The sequence below is a fragment of the Curtobacterium sp. MCPF17_002 genome, assembly GCF_003234115.2.
Classification (GTDB): domain Bacteria; phylum Actinomycetota; class Actinomycetes; order Actinomycetales; family Microbacteriaceae; genus Curtobacterium.
In genome coordinates, this window is sequence record NZ_CP126251.1 from 3,157,305 (window position 1) to 3,174,392 (window position 17,088).

Annotated in this window: 12 protein-coding genes; 6 read left to right on the forward strand and 6 right to left on the reverse strand. The window is 72.1% G+C overall.

Annotated features, from left to right (window positions below; genetic code table 11):
* Nucleotides 1-9 precede the first annotated feature (9 nt).
* The 4 genes from DEJ28_RS14755 (at nucleotide 10) to DEJ28_RS14770 (ending at nucleotide 9,397) form a co-directional block, all read left to right on the forward strand.
* Entirely contained in the window at nucleotides 10-279 is a 270-nt protein-coding gene (locus DEJ28_RS14755) for a hypothetical protein (RefSeq protein WP_111117010.1), read from the forward strand.
* A 177-nt stretch (nucleotides 280-456) separates the two neighbouring features.
* Nucleotides 457-1,728, forward strand: a complete 1,272-nt coding sequence (locus DEJ28_RS14760; RefSeq protein WP_349774934.1) for a bifunctional glycosyltransferase family 2/GtrA family protein — start codon at nucleotides 457-459, stop codon at nucleotides 1,726-1,728.
* Between the two features lie 302 nt (nucleotides 1,729-2,030).
* Entirely contained in the window at nucleotides 2,031-7,598 is a 5,568-nt protein-coding gene (locus DEJ28_RS14765; RefSeq protein ID WP_111117012.1) for a glutamate synthase-related protein, read from the forward strand.
* On the forward strand, nucleotides 7,595-9,397 hold the full coding sequence (locus DEJ28_RS14770) for a sulfite reductase subunit alpha (protein WP_111117013.1): 1,803 nt from the start codon (nucleotides 7,595-7,597) through the stop codon (nucleotides 9,395-9,397). Before DEJ28_RS14765 ends, DEJ28_RS14770 begins: the two co-directional genes overlap by 4 nt.
* 300 nt (nucleotides 9,398-9,697) lie before the next feature.
* Here the strand turns inward: DEJ28_RS14770 and DEJ28_RS14775 are convergent, their stop codons facing one another.
* Nucleotides 9,698-10,072 (reverse strand): DUF7882 family protein, encoded by a 375-nt coding sequence (locus DEJ28_RS14775; RefSeq protein ID WP_111117014.1) that lies wholly within the window; start codon nucleotides 10,070-10,072, stop codon nucleotides 9,698-9,700.
* Between the two features lie 59 nt (nucleotides 10,073-10,131).
* Between DEJ28_RS14775 and DEJ28_RS14780 the strand changes: the two genes are divergently transcribed.
* Complete coding sequence (locus DEJ28_RS14780) at nucleotides 10,132-10,527, forward strand: ArsR/SmtB family transcription factor (protein ID WP_111117015.1); 396 nt, start codon at nucleotides 10,132-10,134, stop codon at nucleotides 10,525-10,527.
* Nucleotides 10,527-11,513, forward strand: a complete 987-nt coding sequence (locus DEJ28_RS14785) for an SRPBCC family protein (protein WP_111117016.1) — start codon at nucleotides 10,527-10,529, stop codon at nucleotides 11,511-11,513. Before DEJ28_RS14780 ends, DEJ28_RS14785 begins: the two co-directional genes overlap by 1 nt.
* A 215-nt stretch (nucleotides 11,514-11,728) precedes the next feature.
* Here the strand turns inward: DEJ28_RS14785 and DEJ28_RS14790 are convergent, their stop codons facing one another.
* The 5 genes from DEJ28_RS14790 to mvk are packed head-to-tail and all read right to left on the reverse strand — an operon-like array spanning nucleotide 11,729 to nucleotide 17,060.
* The gene (locus DEJ28_RS14790) at nucleotides 11,729-12,889 is read right to left on the reverse strand and encodes a hydroxymethylglutaryl-CoA synthase (protein WP_111117017.1); all 1,161 of its coding nucleotides are present in this window, start codon (nucleotides 12,887-12,889) and stop codon (nucleotides 11,729-11,731) included.
* Nucleotides 12,886-13,950 carry a hydroxymethylglutaryl-coenzyme A reductase family protein gene (locus DEJ28_RS14795; RefSeq protein WP_111117018.1) on the reverse strand — a complete coding sequence of 355 codons (1,065 nt, stop codon included), beginning with the start codon at nucleotides 13,948-13,950 and terminating at the stop codon, nucleotides 12,886-12,888. The genes DEJ28_RS14790 and DEJ28_RS14795 overlap by 4 nt, the downstream gene beginning before the upstream one ends.
* Nucleotides 13,943-15,025, reverse strand: a complete 1,083-nt coding sequence (locus DEJ28_RS14800; protein ID WP_111117019.1) for a phosphomevalonate kinase — start codon at nucleotides 15,023-15,025, stop codon at nucleotides 13,943-13,945. Before DEJ28_RS14800 ends, DEJ28_RS14795 begins: the two co-directional genes overlap by 8 nt.
* Nucleotides 15,022-16,047 carry a diphosphomevalonate decarboxylase gene (gene mvaD, locus DEJ28_RS14805; protein ID WP_258368229.1) on the reverse strand — a complete coding sequence of 342 codons (1,026 nt, stop codon included), beginning with the start codon at nucleotides 16,045-16,047 and terminating at the stop codon, nucleotides 15,022-15,024. Before mvaD ends, DEJ28_RS14800 begins: the two co-directional genes overlap by 4 nt.
* Nucleotides 16,047-17,060: a mevalonate kinase gene (mvk, locus tag DEJ28_RS14810; protein WP_111117021.1), complete on the reverse strand. Its 1,014-nt coding sequence runs from the start codon at nucleotides 17,058-17,060 to the stop codon at nucleotides 16,047-16,049. The genes mvaD and mvk overlap by 1 nt, the downstream gene beginning before the upstream one ends.
* Between the last annotated feature and the right edge of the window lie 28 nt (nucleotides 17,061-17,088).

Here is a 17,088-nt window from a genome sequence, read left to right on the forward strand (position 1 = left end):
GAGGCCCGCATGACGAACGAGTTCGCACGACTGCCAGGTCGGCCGCGGCCGGAGGACCTCGTGGTGGAGGTCCCCGCGTTCGAGGACGACCGTCCCCAGCCGGAGCCCGCGCCGCCCGCTGCCGCGCCGGAGCTCGTCGCGGCCACCGAGTTCGCACGGAGCTCGCACACGGCACCGACGATCCGTCGGACCCAGATGCGCGCCGGGGCCTGGATCGCGGGCGTGCCGATCGCCGTGCTCGCGGTCGTCGCCGTCGTCCAGATCCTGCTGCCGCGCTGACTCCGGCCGGGCGGGCGCTGCCGCTGCGGCAGGCGCGAGTCCTCGCGCTGAGCGGCACCTCACGGGGTCCTGCTCCCGTGAAGTGTCGCTGAGCACGAAATCCGGTCGGCGGGGTTCTTAGGAGCGGCACAGCGCACTGCTCCGGTCCCCGTATGCCCGCTGCCGAGCATGAGCGGCATGACGGAGACGAACCAGACCCTCGACATCGACATCGTCGTCCCATGCCACAACGAGCAGGACACGCTCGCCGCCCACGTCCGACGCCTGCACACGTTCTGCCGGACGTCACTGCACCACACGTGGCGGATCACGATCGCGGACAACGCCTCGACGGACGACACCGCCCGGATCGCGGACGACCTCGCCGCGATGCTCCCGAACGTGCACGCCGTGCACCTGCCCGAGAAGGGCCGAGGACGAGCGCTGAAAGCGGTGTGGAACGCTTCGCCGGCGACGGTCCTCGTGTACGTGGACGAGGACCTGTCGACGGACCTAGCCGCCCTCGAGCCGCTCGTCGCTCCCCTGCTGTCCGGGCACTCCGACGTCGCGATCGGCACCCGGCTCGCCGGCTCGTCGCGGGTGGTGCGCGGGGGGAAGCGCGAGTTCATCTCGCGCTCGTACAACCTGCTGCTCCGGACCACGATGGGGGTGTCGTTCTCGGACGCCCAGTGCGGGTTCAAGGCCGTCACCCGGGAAGCCGCGGAACACCTCCTGCCCCTCTGCGAGGACGACGCGTGGTTCTTCGACACCGAGCTGCTCGTGCTGGCCGAACACGCCGGGCTCCGCATCCACGAGGTCCCCGTGGACTGGGTGGACGACGTGAACTCGTCCGTGCACATCGCGTCGACCGCGACGGAGGACCTCAAGGGCATGTGGCGCGTCTCGCGGGGTCTCGCGACCGGACGGGTCCCGATCGGCGGTGTGTACGACGCGATCGGTCGGCAGCCGTTCTCCACGCCACAGGTCGGCATCCTCGGGCAGGTGCTGCGCTTCGGAGCGATCGGTGTGGCATCGACCGTCGCGTTCGCCGTGCTCTACGCGTTGTTCCGCCCGACGATCGGTGCGCAGACGGCGGACTTCCTCGCGCTCCTGGTGACCGCGATCGGCAACACGGCACTCAACCGGCGCTTCACCTTCGGGGTGCGGGGTCGTGCCGGAGCGGGCCGGCACCACGTGCAGGGGCTCGTCGTGTTCGGGATCGCGTGGGCGATCACGTCCGGGTCGCTCGTGGTGCTCCACGCGACGACCCAGAACGCCTCGCACGGTGCGGAGATCGTCGTACTGACGGGGGCGAACCTCGTCGCGACACTCGTGCGGTTCGTCCTGTTCAAGGCGTGGGTGTTCCGATCCCGTCGGCGTCCGGAGCTCATCCGCCCCGGGACGACCCCGGCGGCGGATGCGAGCACGGCGGTGACGGAGCCGATCCCCGTCGAGGACCGCGCGGCCTGACCTCGCACGGTGCGAGGTTCCGGCCGAGCCGTGCGAGGTTCCGTACTCCGTGCGACCGCCGTTGGGTGGCACCGAGTACGGAACCTCGCACCACGCCGAGCGCCGAGCGCGCCGCACCGCACCGCACCCGCACGAGCGCCCCGCCCGCACCCCCGTGTTGCGTGCTCGGTATACCAGGCCGTAGCATCGCCTCACCACCACAACCCCACAGGGCCCGACTGTCACCACCGGTCTGCCCGCGGCGAGCGCTCCATCGATGCAGCCTGGCCGTCCGCTGCCGGCAACGCCCACTGGACCCGCCCGTGAACCCCACATCCTTCGGTCTCTACGACCCTGCCCGCGAATCGAGCGACTGCGGCGTCGGTTTCATCACCCGACTCGACGGCACGCCCAGCCACGACGTCATCCGCAAGGGTGACGAAGCGCTCTGCGCCATCCCCCACCGCGGCGGCAAGTCCGCCGAGGGCGTCGGCGACGGCGCGGGCGTGAGCATCGACCTGTCGGTGGAGTTCTTCAGCGCGATCACCGGCGAAGACCTGCGCGCGGGCCACTTCGGCGTCGCGAACTGCTTCGTGCCCTCGGGTGACGCCGACCGTGCGGCCGCGATCACCGTCGTGACGGGTGCGATCGAGGCCGAGGGCTTCGAGCTCCTGCTCGTCCGTGACGTCCCGGTGGACCACTCCGTCGCGCGACCCGAGGCCGAGCAGTACCAGCTGCCCATCGTCCAGTGGGTCTTCCGCGCACCCGACGCCTGGACCCGCACGAGCGTCGACGCCGCAGCGAACCGTGCCCTGCTCGCGATCGAGGCCGTCTCGTACGGTCAGGCCGCGGAGCAGCGCGCCGAGCACGCCGCCCTGTACCCGCTGTCGCTCAGCGCGCGGACCCAGATCCTCAAGGGCCGGCTCAACTCCGGCGAGGTCATCGGGTACTTCACGGACCTGCGCGACCCCCGGCACTCGGTGCGGACGCTGTACTTCCACACCCGCTTCTCGACGAACACCGAGCCGCACCCCACGATGGCGCAGCCGTTCCGCCTGATGGCGCACAACGGCGAGCTCAACACGGACCGGAAGAACCGGCTGTCGGACGAGGCCCTCGCCCGGGCGCGCACCCGCAGCATCGTCCGCCCGCCCGGCCAGTCCGACTCGAGCCGCCTCGACCAGACCCTGCAGAGCCGGGTGTTCGACGACGGCCTCGAGATCGTCGAGGCCGTGGTGTCGCTCATGCCGCCGGCGTGGGAGAACGACCGCACGCTGACCCCCGACGTGCGGGACATGCTCGAGTACTTCTCGCTCTACGAGGAGAAGAACGACGGTCCGGCCGCCGTGATCTTCAGCGACGGTGACGTCGTCGGCGCCCGCCTCGACCGCCTGGGGCTCCGTCCGCTGCGCTCGGTGCAGACGGCCGAGTACCTGATGGTGTCGTCCGAGGCCGGTCAGGTCGAGTTCGACCCCGACGAGGTCGTGCACCGCGGTCGCATCGAGGCCGGCGGGATGCTCGTCGTCGACCACCGGACCGGCTCGCTCATGCGCACCGGCGAGGTGCTCGAGATGCTCGCGGCCCGCCGTGACTACGGCACCCTGCTCGACGCCGCCCGCGTGAACCTGGACGACCTGCCCGCGCCCGCGTACGACCGCACCAGGAACACCCTCGGCTACGACGGCGACCTGTCGCTGCAGGGCCGGTACGTGGCGTACTCGCTGAACCAGGAGAGCTTCCGGTTCATGCTCGACCCGATGCTGCAGAACGGGTCGGAGCGGATCTCGGCGATGGGCTACGGCAACGCGATCAACGCGCTCAGCGACACCGAGGGCGGCATGGCGAAGTACTTCTCGCAGCGCTTCGCCCAGGTGACGAACCCGCCGCTCGACTCGATCCGCGAGGCGGACGGCATGAGCATGCGCGTGACGCTCGGCAGCAAGCCGGACGGCACGGGCAGCAGCACGGGCACGCCCACCCGGCAGCTCGTCGTGCAGTCCCCGATCCTCGGGCACCTGGACATGGTGCGCCTGCGCGACCAGGACATCGTGCCGCTGGAGCGGTTCGACATGCTCTACGTGCCGGTCCTCGGCGACGAGCAGGCCAACGCGGACGCGATGCGCGCCGCCGTCGACGCGCTCTGCACCGCCGTCGAGCAGTTCGCCGAGCGCACCGGCGGGATCGCGGTCCTCACCGACCGCGAGGTCTCGTCGACCCATGCGCCGCTCCCCGTGATCCTGGCCGTGGCCGCGGTCAACCAGCGGCTCATCGAGACCGGTCTGCGCCTGCGGGTCTCCGTGGTCGCCGAGTCCGGTCAGCTGCCATCGTCACACCACGTGGCGACCGCGCTCGGCTTCGGTGCGGCAGCTGTGTACAGCTTGAGCGCGCGGCTCCGTGCGGAGGAGAAGTACCCCGCCGCCGCGGCACCCGCCGGCGAGTACACCGAGACCGACAAGGCGCTCGCGAAGTTCCGGAAGGCCGCCGAGAAGGCCCTCGCGAAGACGATGGGCCGCGTCGGGCTCTGCACGGCCGAGAGCTACATCGGCGGCGAGTTCTTCGAGCCGAACTACCTCGACACCGGTGACGACCTGTTCGCCCGGGTCTTCCCGCACATGCAGGCCCCGGTCGGCGGTGTCGGCTTCGCCCGGATCGCCCAGGCCGCGACGGACTGGCACGAGCGCGCCCGTTCGGTCGAGTCGGAGGGCCAGGTGCCCCTGCTCGGCCTGTTCAAGGAGCGCTCGGACGGTGCCGGGCACTCGTTCGGCGTCGCCAGCGTGCGCGGCTTCGGCGGCATGACCGAGGAGCGTCCGGCCTTCGAGCGCTCGGGCGACTCGGACGCGTTGCGCCTGCTCACGCTCGGGCAGCTCGACGACTCGTTCGGCATCACGGACGCCGCGTACCGGAACACCGGGTACGACCGCCTGAGCGACGCCGAGATCGACGCGCACCGCATCACGCCGGGCTACGTCACCTTCCTGCAGACCACGCACGACGAGCGGTCCCGCCGTCCCGCAGCGCTCCGCGACGTGCTCGCGTTGCCCGCGGACGTCACCGGCATCGACGAGGCCGAGGACTTCGCCCGCGAGCTCGGTCGCTTCGCGACCACCGGCAACGCCAGCATCACGGTGCGGGGCCTGTCCGGCTCACGTCCGTCGGCCGACCAGGACCTGCCGGGAGGCACGGCTCGCTTCCGCCTGGAGCTCACCTCGACGGGGACCACGGGTGCACTGCGCCACGCGGCCCTCGCGGACGGGCTCGCGCTGCTGCACCCGGGCCGGGTCGACGTCGACTCCGTCGACGAGACCCAGGTGACGCTCCGCGCCACCGGCTCCGCGGTCGACCTGCTCGCGCTGCTCCAGAGCGCCCCGGCGAGCGTCCCGCTCGACGAGGTCCAGCCGGCGCACGAGGTCACCCGGACCCTGGCGTCCGGCGCGATGAGCCACGGCGCCCTCGTCGCGACCGCGCACGAAGCGGTGGCGCACGGTACGAACATGGTCGGCGGCATGTCGAACAGCGGTGAGGGCGGCGAGCACCACTCCCGCTACGGCACCATCCGCGGCTCGCGGATCAAGCAGTTCGCGTCCGGCCGGTTCGGCATCTGGGCGGGCTACCTCGCCGACCCGATGCTCGAGGAGCTCGAGATCAAGATCGGTCAGGGCGCGAAGCCCGGCGAGGGCGGCCAGCTGCCCGCGCCGAAGGTCACGGTGGACATCGCCGCGGCCCGTGGTGGCACGCCCGGCGTCGAACTCATCTCGCCGCCGCCGCACCACGACACCTACTCGATCGAGGACCTCGCGCAGCTCATCCACGACTGCAAGGCCGCCCGCGTCCGGGTGATCGTGAAGCTGGTGTCCTCCGAGGGCATCGGCACCATCGCCGTCGGCGTCGCGAAGGCCGGCGCGGACGTCATCAACGTCGCGGGCAACACCGGCGGCACGGGCGCCGCGGCGGTCACGAGCCTGAAGTACGCGGGCCGCTCGGCGGAGATCGGCGTGGCCGAGGTCCACCAGGCCCTCGTCGCGAACGGCCTCCGTCAGAAGGTCACGCTGCGCTGCTCCGGCGCGCACCAGACCGGCAGCGACGTGGTCACGAGCGCGCTGCTCGGCGGCGACAGCTTCGAGTTCGGCACCACCGCGCTCATGATGCTCGGCTGCGTGATGGCGAAGAACTGCAACGTGAAGTGCCCGGCGGGCCTCACCACGAACGCCGAGGCGTTCGAGGGCGACCCCCGCGCGCTCGCGCAGTACCTGCTCAACATCGCCCACGACGTCCGGCAGATCCTCGCCCGCCTCGGCCTGCGCTCCCTGCGCGAGGCCCGGGGTCGCACCGACCTGCTGCAGCTCCTCGACCACCCGGCGAGCGTCGGGCGGCTCGACGTGCGCGCGCTCCTGGCGCAGGTGCCGGAGAAGGTCGTCGCCGACCCGGAGTACCTCGAGAAGGACTTCCACACCGACGACGCCCTGCTCGAGCGGGTCCGCACCGCCCTCGTCGACCACGCGCAGGAGCACGTCCTCGTGCACGGCGTGCTGCTCGGCAACGCCGACAAGTCCGTCGGCGGTCAGCTCGGCATCGACCTCGAGCGCCTGCTCAACCACGAGCTCGGCGCGGACGACGTCGCGGGCCTCCCGGCCGTGACGACGGACGACCGCGGCCGTCGACGGCTGGTGGACGGCGCGGTGACGATCCGCACGTCCGGCTCGGCCGGGCAGTCCTACGGCGTGTTCAACAACGACGGTGTCGTGCTCGACCACACCGGCACCGCGAACGACGGCGTCGGCAAGAGCCAGAGCGGCGGGCGGATCATCGTCCGCGCGCCCGGCGGTGGCAGTGCCGAGCGGGGCGGGAACGTCCTCGTCGGCAACTTCGCCCTGTTCGGCGCGACCGGTGGCCGCACGTTCGTCGAGGGTGAGGCGGGCGACCGCTTCGCCGTGCGGAACTCCGGGGCGACCGCGGTCGTCGAGGGCGTCGGCGACTTCGGGTGCGAGTACATGACGGGCGGTGCCGTGTTCAACCTCGGCTCGTACGGCAAGGGCCTCGGCAACGGCATGTCCGGCGGGTTCCTGTACCAGTTCGACCCGTCCGGCCAGGTCGCCGAGCGCGCGAGCACCGACTCGCTCCTGGTCTTCCCCGTCACCGACACCACGCGGGGCGCCTTCCACGAGGACGCCGCACGGCTGCTCCTCGAGTGGCACCTCGAGTCGACGGGTTCGGCGCTGGCCGGACGCCTGCTCGCCGAGTGGGAGACCACCAGGGCACACGTGTACGTCGGGATGCCCCGCGCGCTCCTGCTCACCCAGGACGCCGGCGAGATCCTCGCCGCGGCGACCCCGGCCGAGCTGCTCGACGAACTGGCGACCTCGATCGCGACGGACAAGCTCCGCGCGTTCAAGGTCGACTACCGCGACCAGCGGACCGTGCTCGGCGGCCGTGCCCCGGCGCTCGGCGACCAGGGGGACGACATGTTCTCGCTGCTGTCGTCGTACACGGTGCTCGGCGTCGCCCAGGACCTCGCGCTCGAGCGGGTCCCGGGCGCCGCGGGTCCGAACGACCCCCGGGTGACCGAGGCCGTCAAGAACCTCATCCTGACCGAGGACTTCTTCGTGAAGCAGCGCGTCGTGAAGTACCTCCGGGGCACCCTCGACCGGTTCGCGGCGGACGAGCTCGCGACCCTCATCGCGATCAAGCGCCTCGACGACTACAAGCGCGCGCTCACGCAGCGGAACAACCGCAGCATGGACGCGCCGGGCACCACGGGGTGGATCATGCACCAGAACGCCAAGAACGACGGCCGCGTCCGCGAGGCCCGTTTCGACGAGCTCCTCGCCGGGGCTGCGCTCGAGGACATCGCCCGTCGTGCACCGCAGGCCCCGACCGAGGCGGTGTCCGCGTGAGCCTCCTCCCCCCGACCGGGTCGCTCATCCCGGTCGACGCACCGTTCTCCGCCGCGCAGGAGTCCTGGCTCGCCGGGTTCATCGCGGGCATCGCCGCCGCCGGCAAGAAGGCCTCGGCGGCGGCCCCGACGACGACGATCGACGTGCTGTTCGGCACGCAGACCGGCAACGCCGAGTTCCTCGCCGACGAACTCGTGTCGGGCGCGAAGGCCCGCGGGCTCGGCGGTCGTGCGAGCGCGCTCGACGCCGTGACGCCGGAGCAGCTCGCCGGGATGTCGCACGTGCTCGTGGTCACCTCGACGTACGGCGAGGGCGAGATGCCCGACAACGCCGGGCTGTTCTGGGACGCGATCCAGGCGAGCACCGTCCCGCGGCTCGAGGGCCTGCAGTACGCGGTGCTCGGCCTCGGTGACACGAGCTACGACGAGTTCTGCCAGGCCGGCAAGCTCCTCGACACCCGCTTCGAGCAGCTCGGTGCGACGCGGATCCACGACCGCGTGGACTGCGACGTCGACTACGAGGACCCGGCGGCGCTCTGGACCGCCGCGGTGCTCGACCGCCTCGCGGCCGAGGCCGGAGCCCAGCCAGCCGGAGCCCAGCCTGCCGGGGGCGGCGCCGCCGCCGGACCCGCCACGTCCGTGGCCGCGGCCGGCGGGGCGGGCGCGAGCCGCGCCTCCAGGCCCGGTGCCCAGTGGAACAAGCGCAACCCGTACCCGTCACGTCTGGTCGAGAACCGGCTGCTCTCCTCGCCGCGCAGCGCGAAGGAGATCCGGCACTACGAGTTCGACCTCGGCGACTCGGGCATCGAGTACGCGGCCGGCGACGCCCTCGCGGTGGTGCCCGTCAACGACGAGGTCTTCGTCGGGCAGCTGCTCGAGCAGGTCGGCGCGAACGGCGGCGAGGCACTCGACGGGCGACCGATCGCCGAGGTCCTGCGGACCGACCGTGAGGTCCGGACGCCGTCGAAGGACCTCATCGCGGACCTCGTGCAGCGTGCACCGTCGAGCGAGCTCGCGGCCGTCGTCTCGCACGGCGACAAGCACGAGCTCGACCGCTGGCTGTGGGGGCGTGACGTGCTCGACCTGCTGCGCGACGCCGGGCCCGCTGCTCCGGGGCTCGACGAGCTGCTGCCGAACCTCCGGCCGCTGCAGGCCCGCCAGTACTCGATCTCATCGAGCCCGCTGGCGCACCCGGACCGCATCCACCTGACCATCGCGTCGGTCCGCTACGGCGACCCGCACCGGATGTACGCCGGGGTCGCGTCGACGTTCCTCGCGGACCGGGTCTCCCCCGACGGCACCGTCGACGTGTACCTGCAGCCGAACGCCGCGTTCGGCGTGCCGGCGGACGACTCGGCGCCGATGGTCATGATCGGCCCGGGCACCGGCATCGCGCCGTTCCGCGGCTTCCTGCACGAGCGGGCCGTCGCGGGCGCCACCGGTCGGAACTGGCTGTTCTTCGGCGACCAGCACCGCGACACCGACTTCGTCTACGAGGACGAGCTCACCGAGCTGCAGGAGCAGGGCGTGCTCGACCGCCTCGACCTGGCGTTCTCGCGCGACCAGGCCGAGAAGGTCTACGTGCAGACCCGGATGCTCGAACAGGCCACCGAGCTGTACCGGTGGCTCGAGGACGGCGCCCACGTCTACGTCTGCGGCGATGCCTCGCGGATGGCGAAGGACGTCGAGTCGGCGCTCCTGTCGGTCATCGCCGACCAGCGCGCGCGCGGTGCGGACGACGCGCAGGCGTACCTCGCGGACATGCGGCGCGGGAAGCGGTACGTCCGCGACGTGTACTGAGCGGCGACCAGGCCGGACGGCCGGTGTCCGTGTCCGTCGCCCCGGTGCGGAACCCGAATCCACGCCGGGGCGACGGCGAGGGAGCGCGTGGCCGGGGAGGCCCCTGATCCGGGACTCCCACCACGTGGATCCCCCTCGACCGCGGACGGACCTCTGCCGAGTCCCTACCCGGCGCGGGCCGCGAACGCGGTACCTGCACCGTACGTCGATGCACGGCCGGACGGAACCCGTTGACCGTCCTGGCTGCCTGTGCTACCGCTCAGATCGGCTCCGGCTGGGATCTGCTCCTGCTCGGATGCGCTACTGCTCGGAGGCGTCCTCGGCGTCGCCCGGCACCACGGCGCGCGACCACGCCGAGTCGTCGGCGGTGCTGGTGTCCGCCGGCTCCGGCGTGAGGACGAGCCCGGCGCCGGACGTCGCCGCGGCGTAGAGCTCCTCGAGCCAGCTGCGGTTGATCGAGGGGACCCGACTGCCCCCGAACTTGAAGTGCAGGCTCACGTTCGGGTGCAGCCAGATGCTGCTGCGCCCGTCGCCGTGGATCACGTCGTCCTTCCACGAGAACACGAAGCGGTGGTCCCGCCGGAGCATGTTCACGATGACGATCTGCAGGTGGGTGAGGGCGCGGTCGTCGATTCGGAGGTCGAGTACCTCGCCGTCGTAGATGAGCTGGCCCATGTGCCCTTCTACACCGAAGGGGTTGTGCACCGGTGACGACCGGCGTACCGTACAACCAAATGGTTGTACGTATGGAACTCAGCGACACCGAGGTCGACCGGGTGTTCCACGCCCTGGCCGACGCGACGCGGCGCGACATCGTGCGACGGACCCTCCTCGGCGAGGCGTCCGTGAGCGAGCTCGCCGACGCCTACACGATGTCGTTCGCCGCCGTCCAGAAGCACGTGGCCGTCCTCGAAGGAGCAGGACTCGTGACCAAGCACCCCCGCGGCCGCACCCGGATCGTGCGGGCCGACCCGAGCCAGATCGACCGGGTCCGCGGTCTGCTCGACACCTACGCGGACCTCTGGCGCGGCCGGATCGACCGGCTCGACGCACTGCTCGGCGAAGACCGAGACCACGACCGAGACCAAGACCACGACCACGACCGAGACCGAGACCGCAGGAGCCAATGATGCCGACCACCTCCGTCCACACCGACCCGGAAGAACTCACGATGACCCTCGTCGCCGAGTTCCCGGTGCCCGTCGAGCGCCTCTGGGGCGCCTTCGCCGACCCGCGGCAGCTCGAGCGCTTCTGGGGCCCGCCCGGGTTCCCCGCCACGTTCACGTCGTTCGACCTCCGCCCCGGTGGCCGCGCGCACTACCGGATGACGTCGCCGCAGGGCGAGCTGTTCCGCTCCCTGTGGCAGGTGTCCGAGGTCGACGAACCGAACCGCATCGTCTTCCGCGACCTGTTCGCGACCGAGGACGGCGAGGTCGACGGTTCGATGCCCGGCAGCGAGACCGTGCTGACGTTCGAGCCCGTCGGGGCCAGGTCGCGGGTCACCGTCCTCACGTCGTTCACGTCGTCCGCCGACCTCGACCAGATGCTCGCGATGGGCATGCTCGAGGGCTACACGCAGGCGTTCGGACAGCTCGACCGCGTCCTCGCCGACCTCCGCGAGTACGCGCTCGGGAAGGGCACCGTCACGGACCTCGTCGACGACACCCACGTGCGGATCACCCGGGCGTTCGAGGCACCGCGGCACCTGCTCTGGCGTGCGCACACCGACCCGGAGCTCATGCGCCGGTGGCTGCTCGGGCCGGACGGGTGGGAGATGACCGTCTGCGAGAACGACCTCGTCGTCGGCGGCACCTACCGGAACGCCTGGGCGCCGACCGGGGACACCGCGGGCGAGCCTTTCGGCTTCGACGGCGAGAACCTCGTCATCGAGCCCGAGCGCCGCATCGTCACCACCGAGCGGATGACCGGCGCACCGTTCCCGGCGAACGTCAACGACCTGCAGTTCGACGAGGTCGACGGTGTCACCCTGATGACACTGCTCATCACCTACCCGGACCAGGCCCAGCGGGACATGGTCCTCGCCACCGGCATGACCGACGGCATGGAGGCCAGCTACCAGCGTCTCGAGGGCGAGGTCCTGACCGCCGCGGCGTGAGCAGGAGACGGCGCGGCCGGTGGTCGAGATCGCACTTGGTGACGCGGCCGTGCCGCGAGGACCGGCCGGACTGCGATCTCACGCCCGCACCGTGAGCGGCAACGGACGGGAGGCACGGTGCCAGCTGGCCCCGCGCCTCCAGGCCGTCATCCGGTCGCGTCTCGTCCGCGGAAGCGACGGATCACCGCCGCGCAGCACCGCGCACCTCGCGGGGGTCAGTCGCGAACGGTCGCCTCGTAGTGGCGGGCACCGCCGCGCACACCCGCGAAGCGGAACGGCGCGGTCGTGACACGAGGACGCTCCACGTCCTCGCTCGTGGCGGCCCCCTCGGCGTGCAGCGCGCGGTAGGCGTCGACCGTCAGCGGGATCCGTGCGTCGAGCAGGTCGCGCACCCGGCTCACCCGGCGGTGGTCGCGGTACGACGGCCGGACGATGCCGGTGATGAGCTCGCCGACGCTGCCGGAGCCGTAGCTGAACAGCGCGATGCGCTCCCCGCCGAGGTCGTCGTCGAGGTCGAGCAGTGCCGCCAGCCCGATCCAGAGCGACGCCGTGTAGGTGTTGCCGGTCTGCCGGTTGTACGTGAAGCCGATCGCCAGCTCGGACTCGTCGAAGGGCGCGCCGACGTGCTGCGTGAGCTTGCGGTGCGCCTTGATCGCCATCTTCGTGAACGGCTGGTGGTGCACGAACCGGACGATGTCGTCGAACGCCGGGCCGCCCTGCGACGCCAGGTCGTCCCACGCGCCGACGAAGGCGTTCACGTAGGCGCTGACGGAGAGCCGTCCGTCGACCAGCGCCGTGGAGCGGTCGTTCGGCCGCCAGAAGTCGTCGACGTCGGCCGTGTACACGCCGGCGGCCGGTTCGAGTTCGATGAGGTGGGGGTCCGCCGCGATGAGCATCGCGGCTGCGCCGGCACCCTGGGTGGGCTCGGCGGCGGTGTCGACGTCGTAGCGGGCGACGTCGGCGGCGATCACGAGCACGCGCTCGCGCGGGGCCCGCGCGACGATCCCGAGGGCGAGCTGCACGGCGGCGGTCCCGCCGTAGCAGGCCTGCTTCAGCTCGACGACGCGGACGTTCTGCGGCAGACCGAGCAGCCCGTGCACGAACACGCCGGCGGCCTTCGACTGGTCGACGCCCGACTCGGTGGCGAACAGCACCGTCCGGATGCCCTCGACGCCGTGGCGGTCGATGAGCTCCTTCGCGGCGGCCGCGCCCATCGTGACGATGTCCTCGTCGGCGGCGGGCACGCTGAAGGCGTCCTGGCCGATGCCGACGTGGTACTTCGCGGGGTCGACGCCGAGACGCTCGGCCAGGTCGTCGAGCTCGAGCACGTGGTGCCCGGTCGCGATCGCGATGTCGTGGATGCCGACGCCGGTCATGCCGCGCCCCCTGCCGGTTTCGCGCCGCGGCGTTCCATGGCGACGTGGGCGGCCATCAGCTCGCCCGGGTTCGTCTGGGCGGCGAGGAGCGACAGTTCCCCGCAGAGGACGGTCGCGGCGCACAGGGCGGCGAGACGGCGGGCGTTCGCGCCGGGCTCGCGGTCCTCACGGCAGCCGAGGCGCTCGAGGGCGTCCTCGACCACGGGCAGGTCGCCGCCCTTGCCGTTGCCGACCGTTCCGACGATGAGGTGCGGCAGCGAGGTCGCGAAGTACAGGTCGCCGCCCCGGTTCTCCGCCGACGTGATGCCCTGGGACCCCTCGACGATGTTCGCCGCGTCCTGCCCCGTGGCGAGGTAGAACCCGAGCAGCATGTTCGCGTAGTGGGCGTTCGCGGAGCGGATCGCCCCGGCGATCGTCGACCCGATGAGGTTCTTCGCGATGTTGAGCTCGACGATGCGTTCGGTCGAGGAACGCAGGCGCTTCTCGACGATCTCGCCGGGGATCACGATCTCGGCGATGGTGTTCCGACCGCGACCGCGGATGCCGTTGACCGCGGTGGCCTTCTTGTCGGTGCAGAAGTTGCCCGACACCGACACGTAGCGGAGGCCCGGCTGCCAGTCGAGGATCGCCGGCAGCAGCTTGTCCGCCGCCTGCGTCACCATGTTGTGCCCGGAGGCGTCGCCCGTGGTGAACGCGAAGCGCAGGAACAGCAGGTCCCCGACGATCTCCGGGTGCACCTCGATGAGCTTCGCGAACCGGCTCTGCCCGGACACGATGGCGGCGAGGTCGTCCTGGCGCGCGAGGATCTGGCCGGCGGCGATGTGCGCCGCCGCCGCGCTCGTGGCACGGACGACCACGGACCGGGTCATCCGCTCGTCGACGACGGTCGAGACGATGCCGCCCTCGACCATCCGCGAGATGCGGGCGCCACGGCCGACGGACGGCCAGAGCGGCGACTCGTAGGTGGCGAGCGGCACCTCGTGCTCGCCCTCCACCGCGTTGCCGCTGATGCGGATCGGCCCCACCCACTTCGTGGGGATCGGGGTCAGCAGGTCAGTCATCGACGCTCCCTTCGGGCGCTTGCACCGCGACGCTGAGGTGTCTGATGTCGTGCGCCTCCCAGGCGCGGTGGATGCCGGCGAGGTCGGTCTCCGCCGGGACGAGTGCGATGCCGCAGTCGCCGCCGCCGGCTCCGGACGGCTTCGCCGCCCCGCCCGCCGCCTCGACGACGTCGCACAGGGTGGCCAGACGGTCGGTCTCGATCTTCGACCCGACGGAGTCGCCGAGTCGCTGGAGCAGGCCCCGCGCCCGGCGCAGCGCCCCGAGTGTGCGGTCGGCGTCGCCGGTCTGGAGGCCCGTGGTCAGGTCGTCGACGCAGGCGCGGCTCTCGTCGAGGAACGCCTGGTACCCGCCGTTGCGGTGCCGGCGGACGACGCCGACGAGCTTCGTGGTGGACGCCGGCGAACCGGTCCACCCGACGAGGAGCTCGAGGTTCTCCGGCGCCGGGAGGCGCTGGACGTCGAAGCCCTCCCAGGCATCGACGTCGCCGAGGACGTCCGTCACGCTGCGGTGGTCGAGCTGCGCCGCGAGCCGTTCCCGGTCCGGCGCGCTGTACCGGAGCCACCCACCGAAGGTGCTCGCGGCGAGGTCACCGCCGGACGCCCGGGGGTTCACCCTGATCGTCGCGAGCAGGGCGACCTGGAAACGCTTCCGCTGCGAGAGGCCGAGACCGTAGAAGCGGTCGAGGGCGCCGACCGTGGCGACGGTCACCGCCGCCGACGACCCGAGGCCGAACTTCCGCCCGCTGGCGTCGTCGAGCTGGCTGTGGATCCGGAGGTCGTGGAAGCGCGGTGCGATGCCCTGCTCGCCGCGGAGCTTCTCGACCAGGTCGATCGTCGCCATCACGTAGTCGTACGGGTGGTGCTCGGTGTCGAGCGCGATGCCGTCCTCGGCGCGGGTCCACGTGAGCGGCAGGTGGCCGTACTCCTCGGAGTGCACGCTGCCGGCGCCGTGGCCCTCGGTGACCCGTGCCGTGATGGCGCGGTCGAGGGCGATGAGCACGGACGGTTGCCCCGGCTCGACGACGGCGTACTCGCCCGCGACGAACAGCTTGCCGTGGGCACGGAACTCGATCACTCGGCGCTCTCCTCGGGGTCGGGGGCGACACCCGCATCGGGCGTCCCCGTTCCTTCGGAGCGGAGCACACGCGCGGCGGGTCCGGTGCCGGACTCGATGACGTCGCCGAAGCCGGACAGCGCGGTCGCGACGGCACCCCGGTCGGTCGGCGTCGTCAGCACGACGACGTTCGGGCCGGCGTCGGCCGTGGCGTACGCCTCGACGCCGGAGGCACGGAGCTCGGCGACGGCGTCGAACACGGCGACGCTGCGCGCGTTGAGGTAGCGGATCGGCGGGAACGCGCCCTCGATGGTGGCGTGCATGCGGAGCGCGTTGCTCTCGGTGAGCTCGCCGATGCGCGTGAAGTCACCGGCGGCGCAGGCGGTGAGCATGTCGCCGACGGTCTCCGTCGTCGAGGTGACCCAGGCGGGGTAGAACGGAGACGTCGCGATGGTGCGGCGCATCGCCTCACGCGACCCGATCGCCTTCGGGCCCGCGTCGATCGTCACGACGACCATGGCCATCGGCGGCGCGGGGATCGGCTCCGCGTAGGAACCCTGGTCGTCGCCGGCGTGCCAGACGGCCACGCCGCCGGGGATCGACCGGGTGGCCGAGCCCGAGCCGCGGCGGGCCAGACGCGACAGGTCCCGCTGCGAGAGGTCGAGGCCGTACGCCGCCGAGGCCGCGGTGGCGAGCGCCGCGAACCCTGAGGCGCTCGAGGCCAGCCCGGCGCCGGTCGGCACCGTGTTCTCCGAGACGACACGGGCGCGCGCGTCGCTGCCGGCCAGGTCCCGCACCAGGTCGAGGAACTGCTCGACCCGCACCAGCGCACCGTCCTCGACGACCGTGCCGTTCAGGGTGAACGCATCACGCGCCTCCCGGCCGTCGACCGACCCGCCGTCCAGCGTGACGGTCGTCGTCGTCGGGAACACGTCCAGCCCCATCGAGACGCTCCCGGTGGCGGGCAGTGCGAGCGATGCGTCCGCCTTGCCCCAGTACTTCACGAGGGCGATGTTGGGGTGCGCGACGGCGGTGGCGGTCATCAAGCGCGGTCTCCGATCGTGGTGGTCCAGGTGGCTGCGGCACCTGCGCCGCGGAGCGCGGCCGCGATGCGGTCCGCGTGTTCGCCGTCCGTGGCGAGGGCGAGGACGCATCCGCCGCGCCCACCGCCGGTGAGCTTCGCGCCGAGGGCGTCCGCAGCACGTGCGGCACCGACGAGCCGGTCCAGGTCGTCGCTCGACACGTCGAGTGCGGTGAGGAGTCCGTGCGCGGCGTCCATCGTGGCACCGAGCGCCTGAGCATCGCCGTCCACGAGTGTCCCCCGTGCCCGACGGGCCAGCTCCCCGATGCGGTCGATGACGGCGTCGGTCGCCGCCGGGTCCGCGTCCCGACGGGCGCGGACAGCGGCGACGGCCTCGCGGGTGTGGCCGGGGACACCGGTGTCGGCGACGACGAACCTGAAGCGGGCACCGAGTTCGACCGGTTCGATGCGACCGCCGTCGAACCAGACCGGAGCGTCCGCGACCACCCCGCGGGCATCGAGACCGGACGGGCGTCCGTGGGCGACGCGCTCGCACTCCTGGATGAGGCCGTGGTGGGTCTCGACGTCGAGGGTCTCGCCGAGGGCGTCGGCGACGGCGGCGGTCACGGCGGCGGCGACCGCGGCGCTCGAACCCATCCCCCGGGCGGTGGGGACCTCGCTGTCGACCCGGACGTGGAAGTGGCGGTCGGTGCTGCCGAAGTACCGGAGCGTGGCGGTCACGGCCGTCACCGTCGGCATCACGGCCGCGGGGGCGAGGTCGAGCGGGCCGGTGTGCACCGAGGACTCGAGGTGGTGGCCGGTGCCGGCGGACCCCGTGGTGGTGCCCGTGGGGTCGATCGGCGTGACGGTCGCGACGACCCGGGCGTCGAGGACCGGCAGCACGAGAGCGGGGGCGCCGTAGACCACGGCGTGCTCCCCGATCAGGATCGTCTTGCCGTGGGACGACGCCCTCCCGGTGCGGCGGGTGTCGCCTGCTCCAGTGGTCGCTGTGTTGTCGAGGTCGTTGCTGGTCATCGTGGGTCACGTCAGCCTAACCGGCCAG

Bases quoted from the DNA above. Each gene is read 5' to 3' on its own strand.
- DEJ28_RS14755 (WP_111117010.1), top strand. From the start codon at position 10: ATGACGAACGAGTTCGCACGACTGCCAGGTCGGCCGCGGCCGGAGGAC.
- DEJ28_RS14760 (WP_349774934.1), top strand. From the start codon at position 457: ATGACGGAGACGAACCAGACCCTCGACATCGACATCGTCGTCCCATGC.
- DEJ28_RS14775 (WP_111117014.1), bottom strand. From the start codon at position 10,072: ATGGGCCAGCTCATCTACGACGGCGAGGTACTCGACCTCCGAATCGAC.
- DEJ28_RS14780 (WP_111117015.1), top strand. From the start codon at position 10,132: ATGGTTGTACGTATGGAACTCAGCGACACCGAGGTCGACCGGGTGTTC.
- DEJ28_RS14785 (WP_111117016.1), top strand. From the start codon at position 10,527: ATGCCGACCACCTCCGTCCACACCGACCCGGAAGAACTCACGATGACC.
- DEJ28_RS14790 (WP_111117017.1), bottom strand. From the start codon at position 12,889: ATGACCGGCGTCGGCATCCACGACATCGCGATCGCGACCGGGCACCAC.
- DEJ28_RS14795 (WP_111117018.1), bottom strand. From the start codon at position 13,950: ATGACTGACCTGCTGACCCCGATCCCCACGAAGTGGGTGGGGCCGATC.
- mvaD (WP_258368229.1), bottom strand. From the start codon at position 16,047: ATGACCGCCACCGCCGTCGCGCACCCCAACATCGCCCTCGTGAAGTAC.
- mvk (WP_111117021.1), bottom strand. From the start codon at position 17,060: ATGACCAGCAACGACCTCGACAACACAGCGACCACTGGAGCAGGCGAC.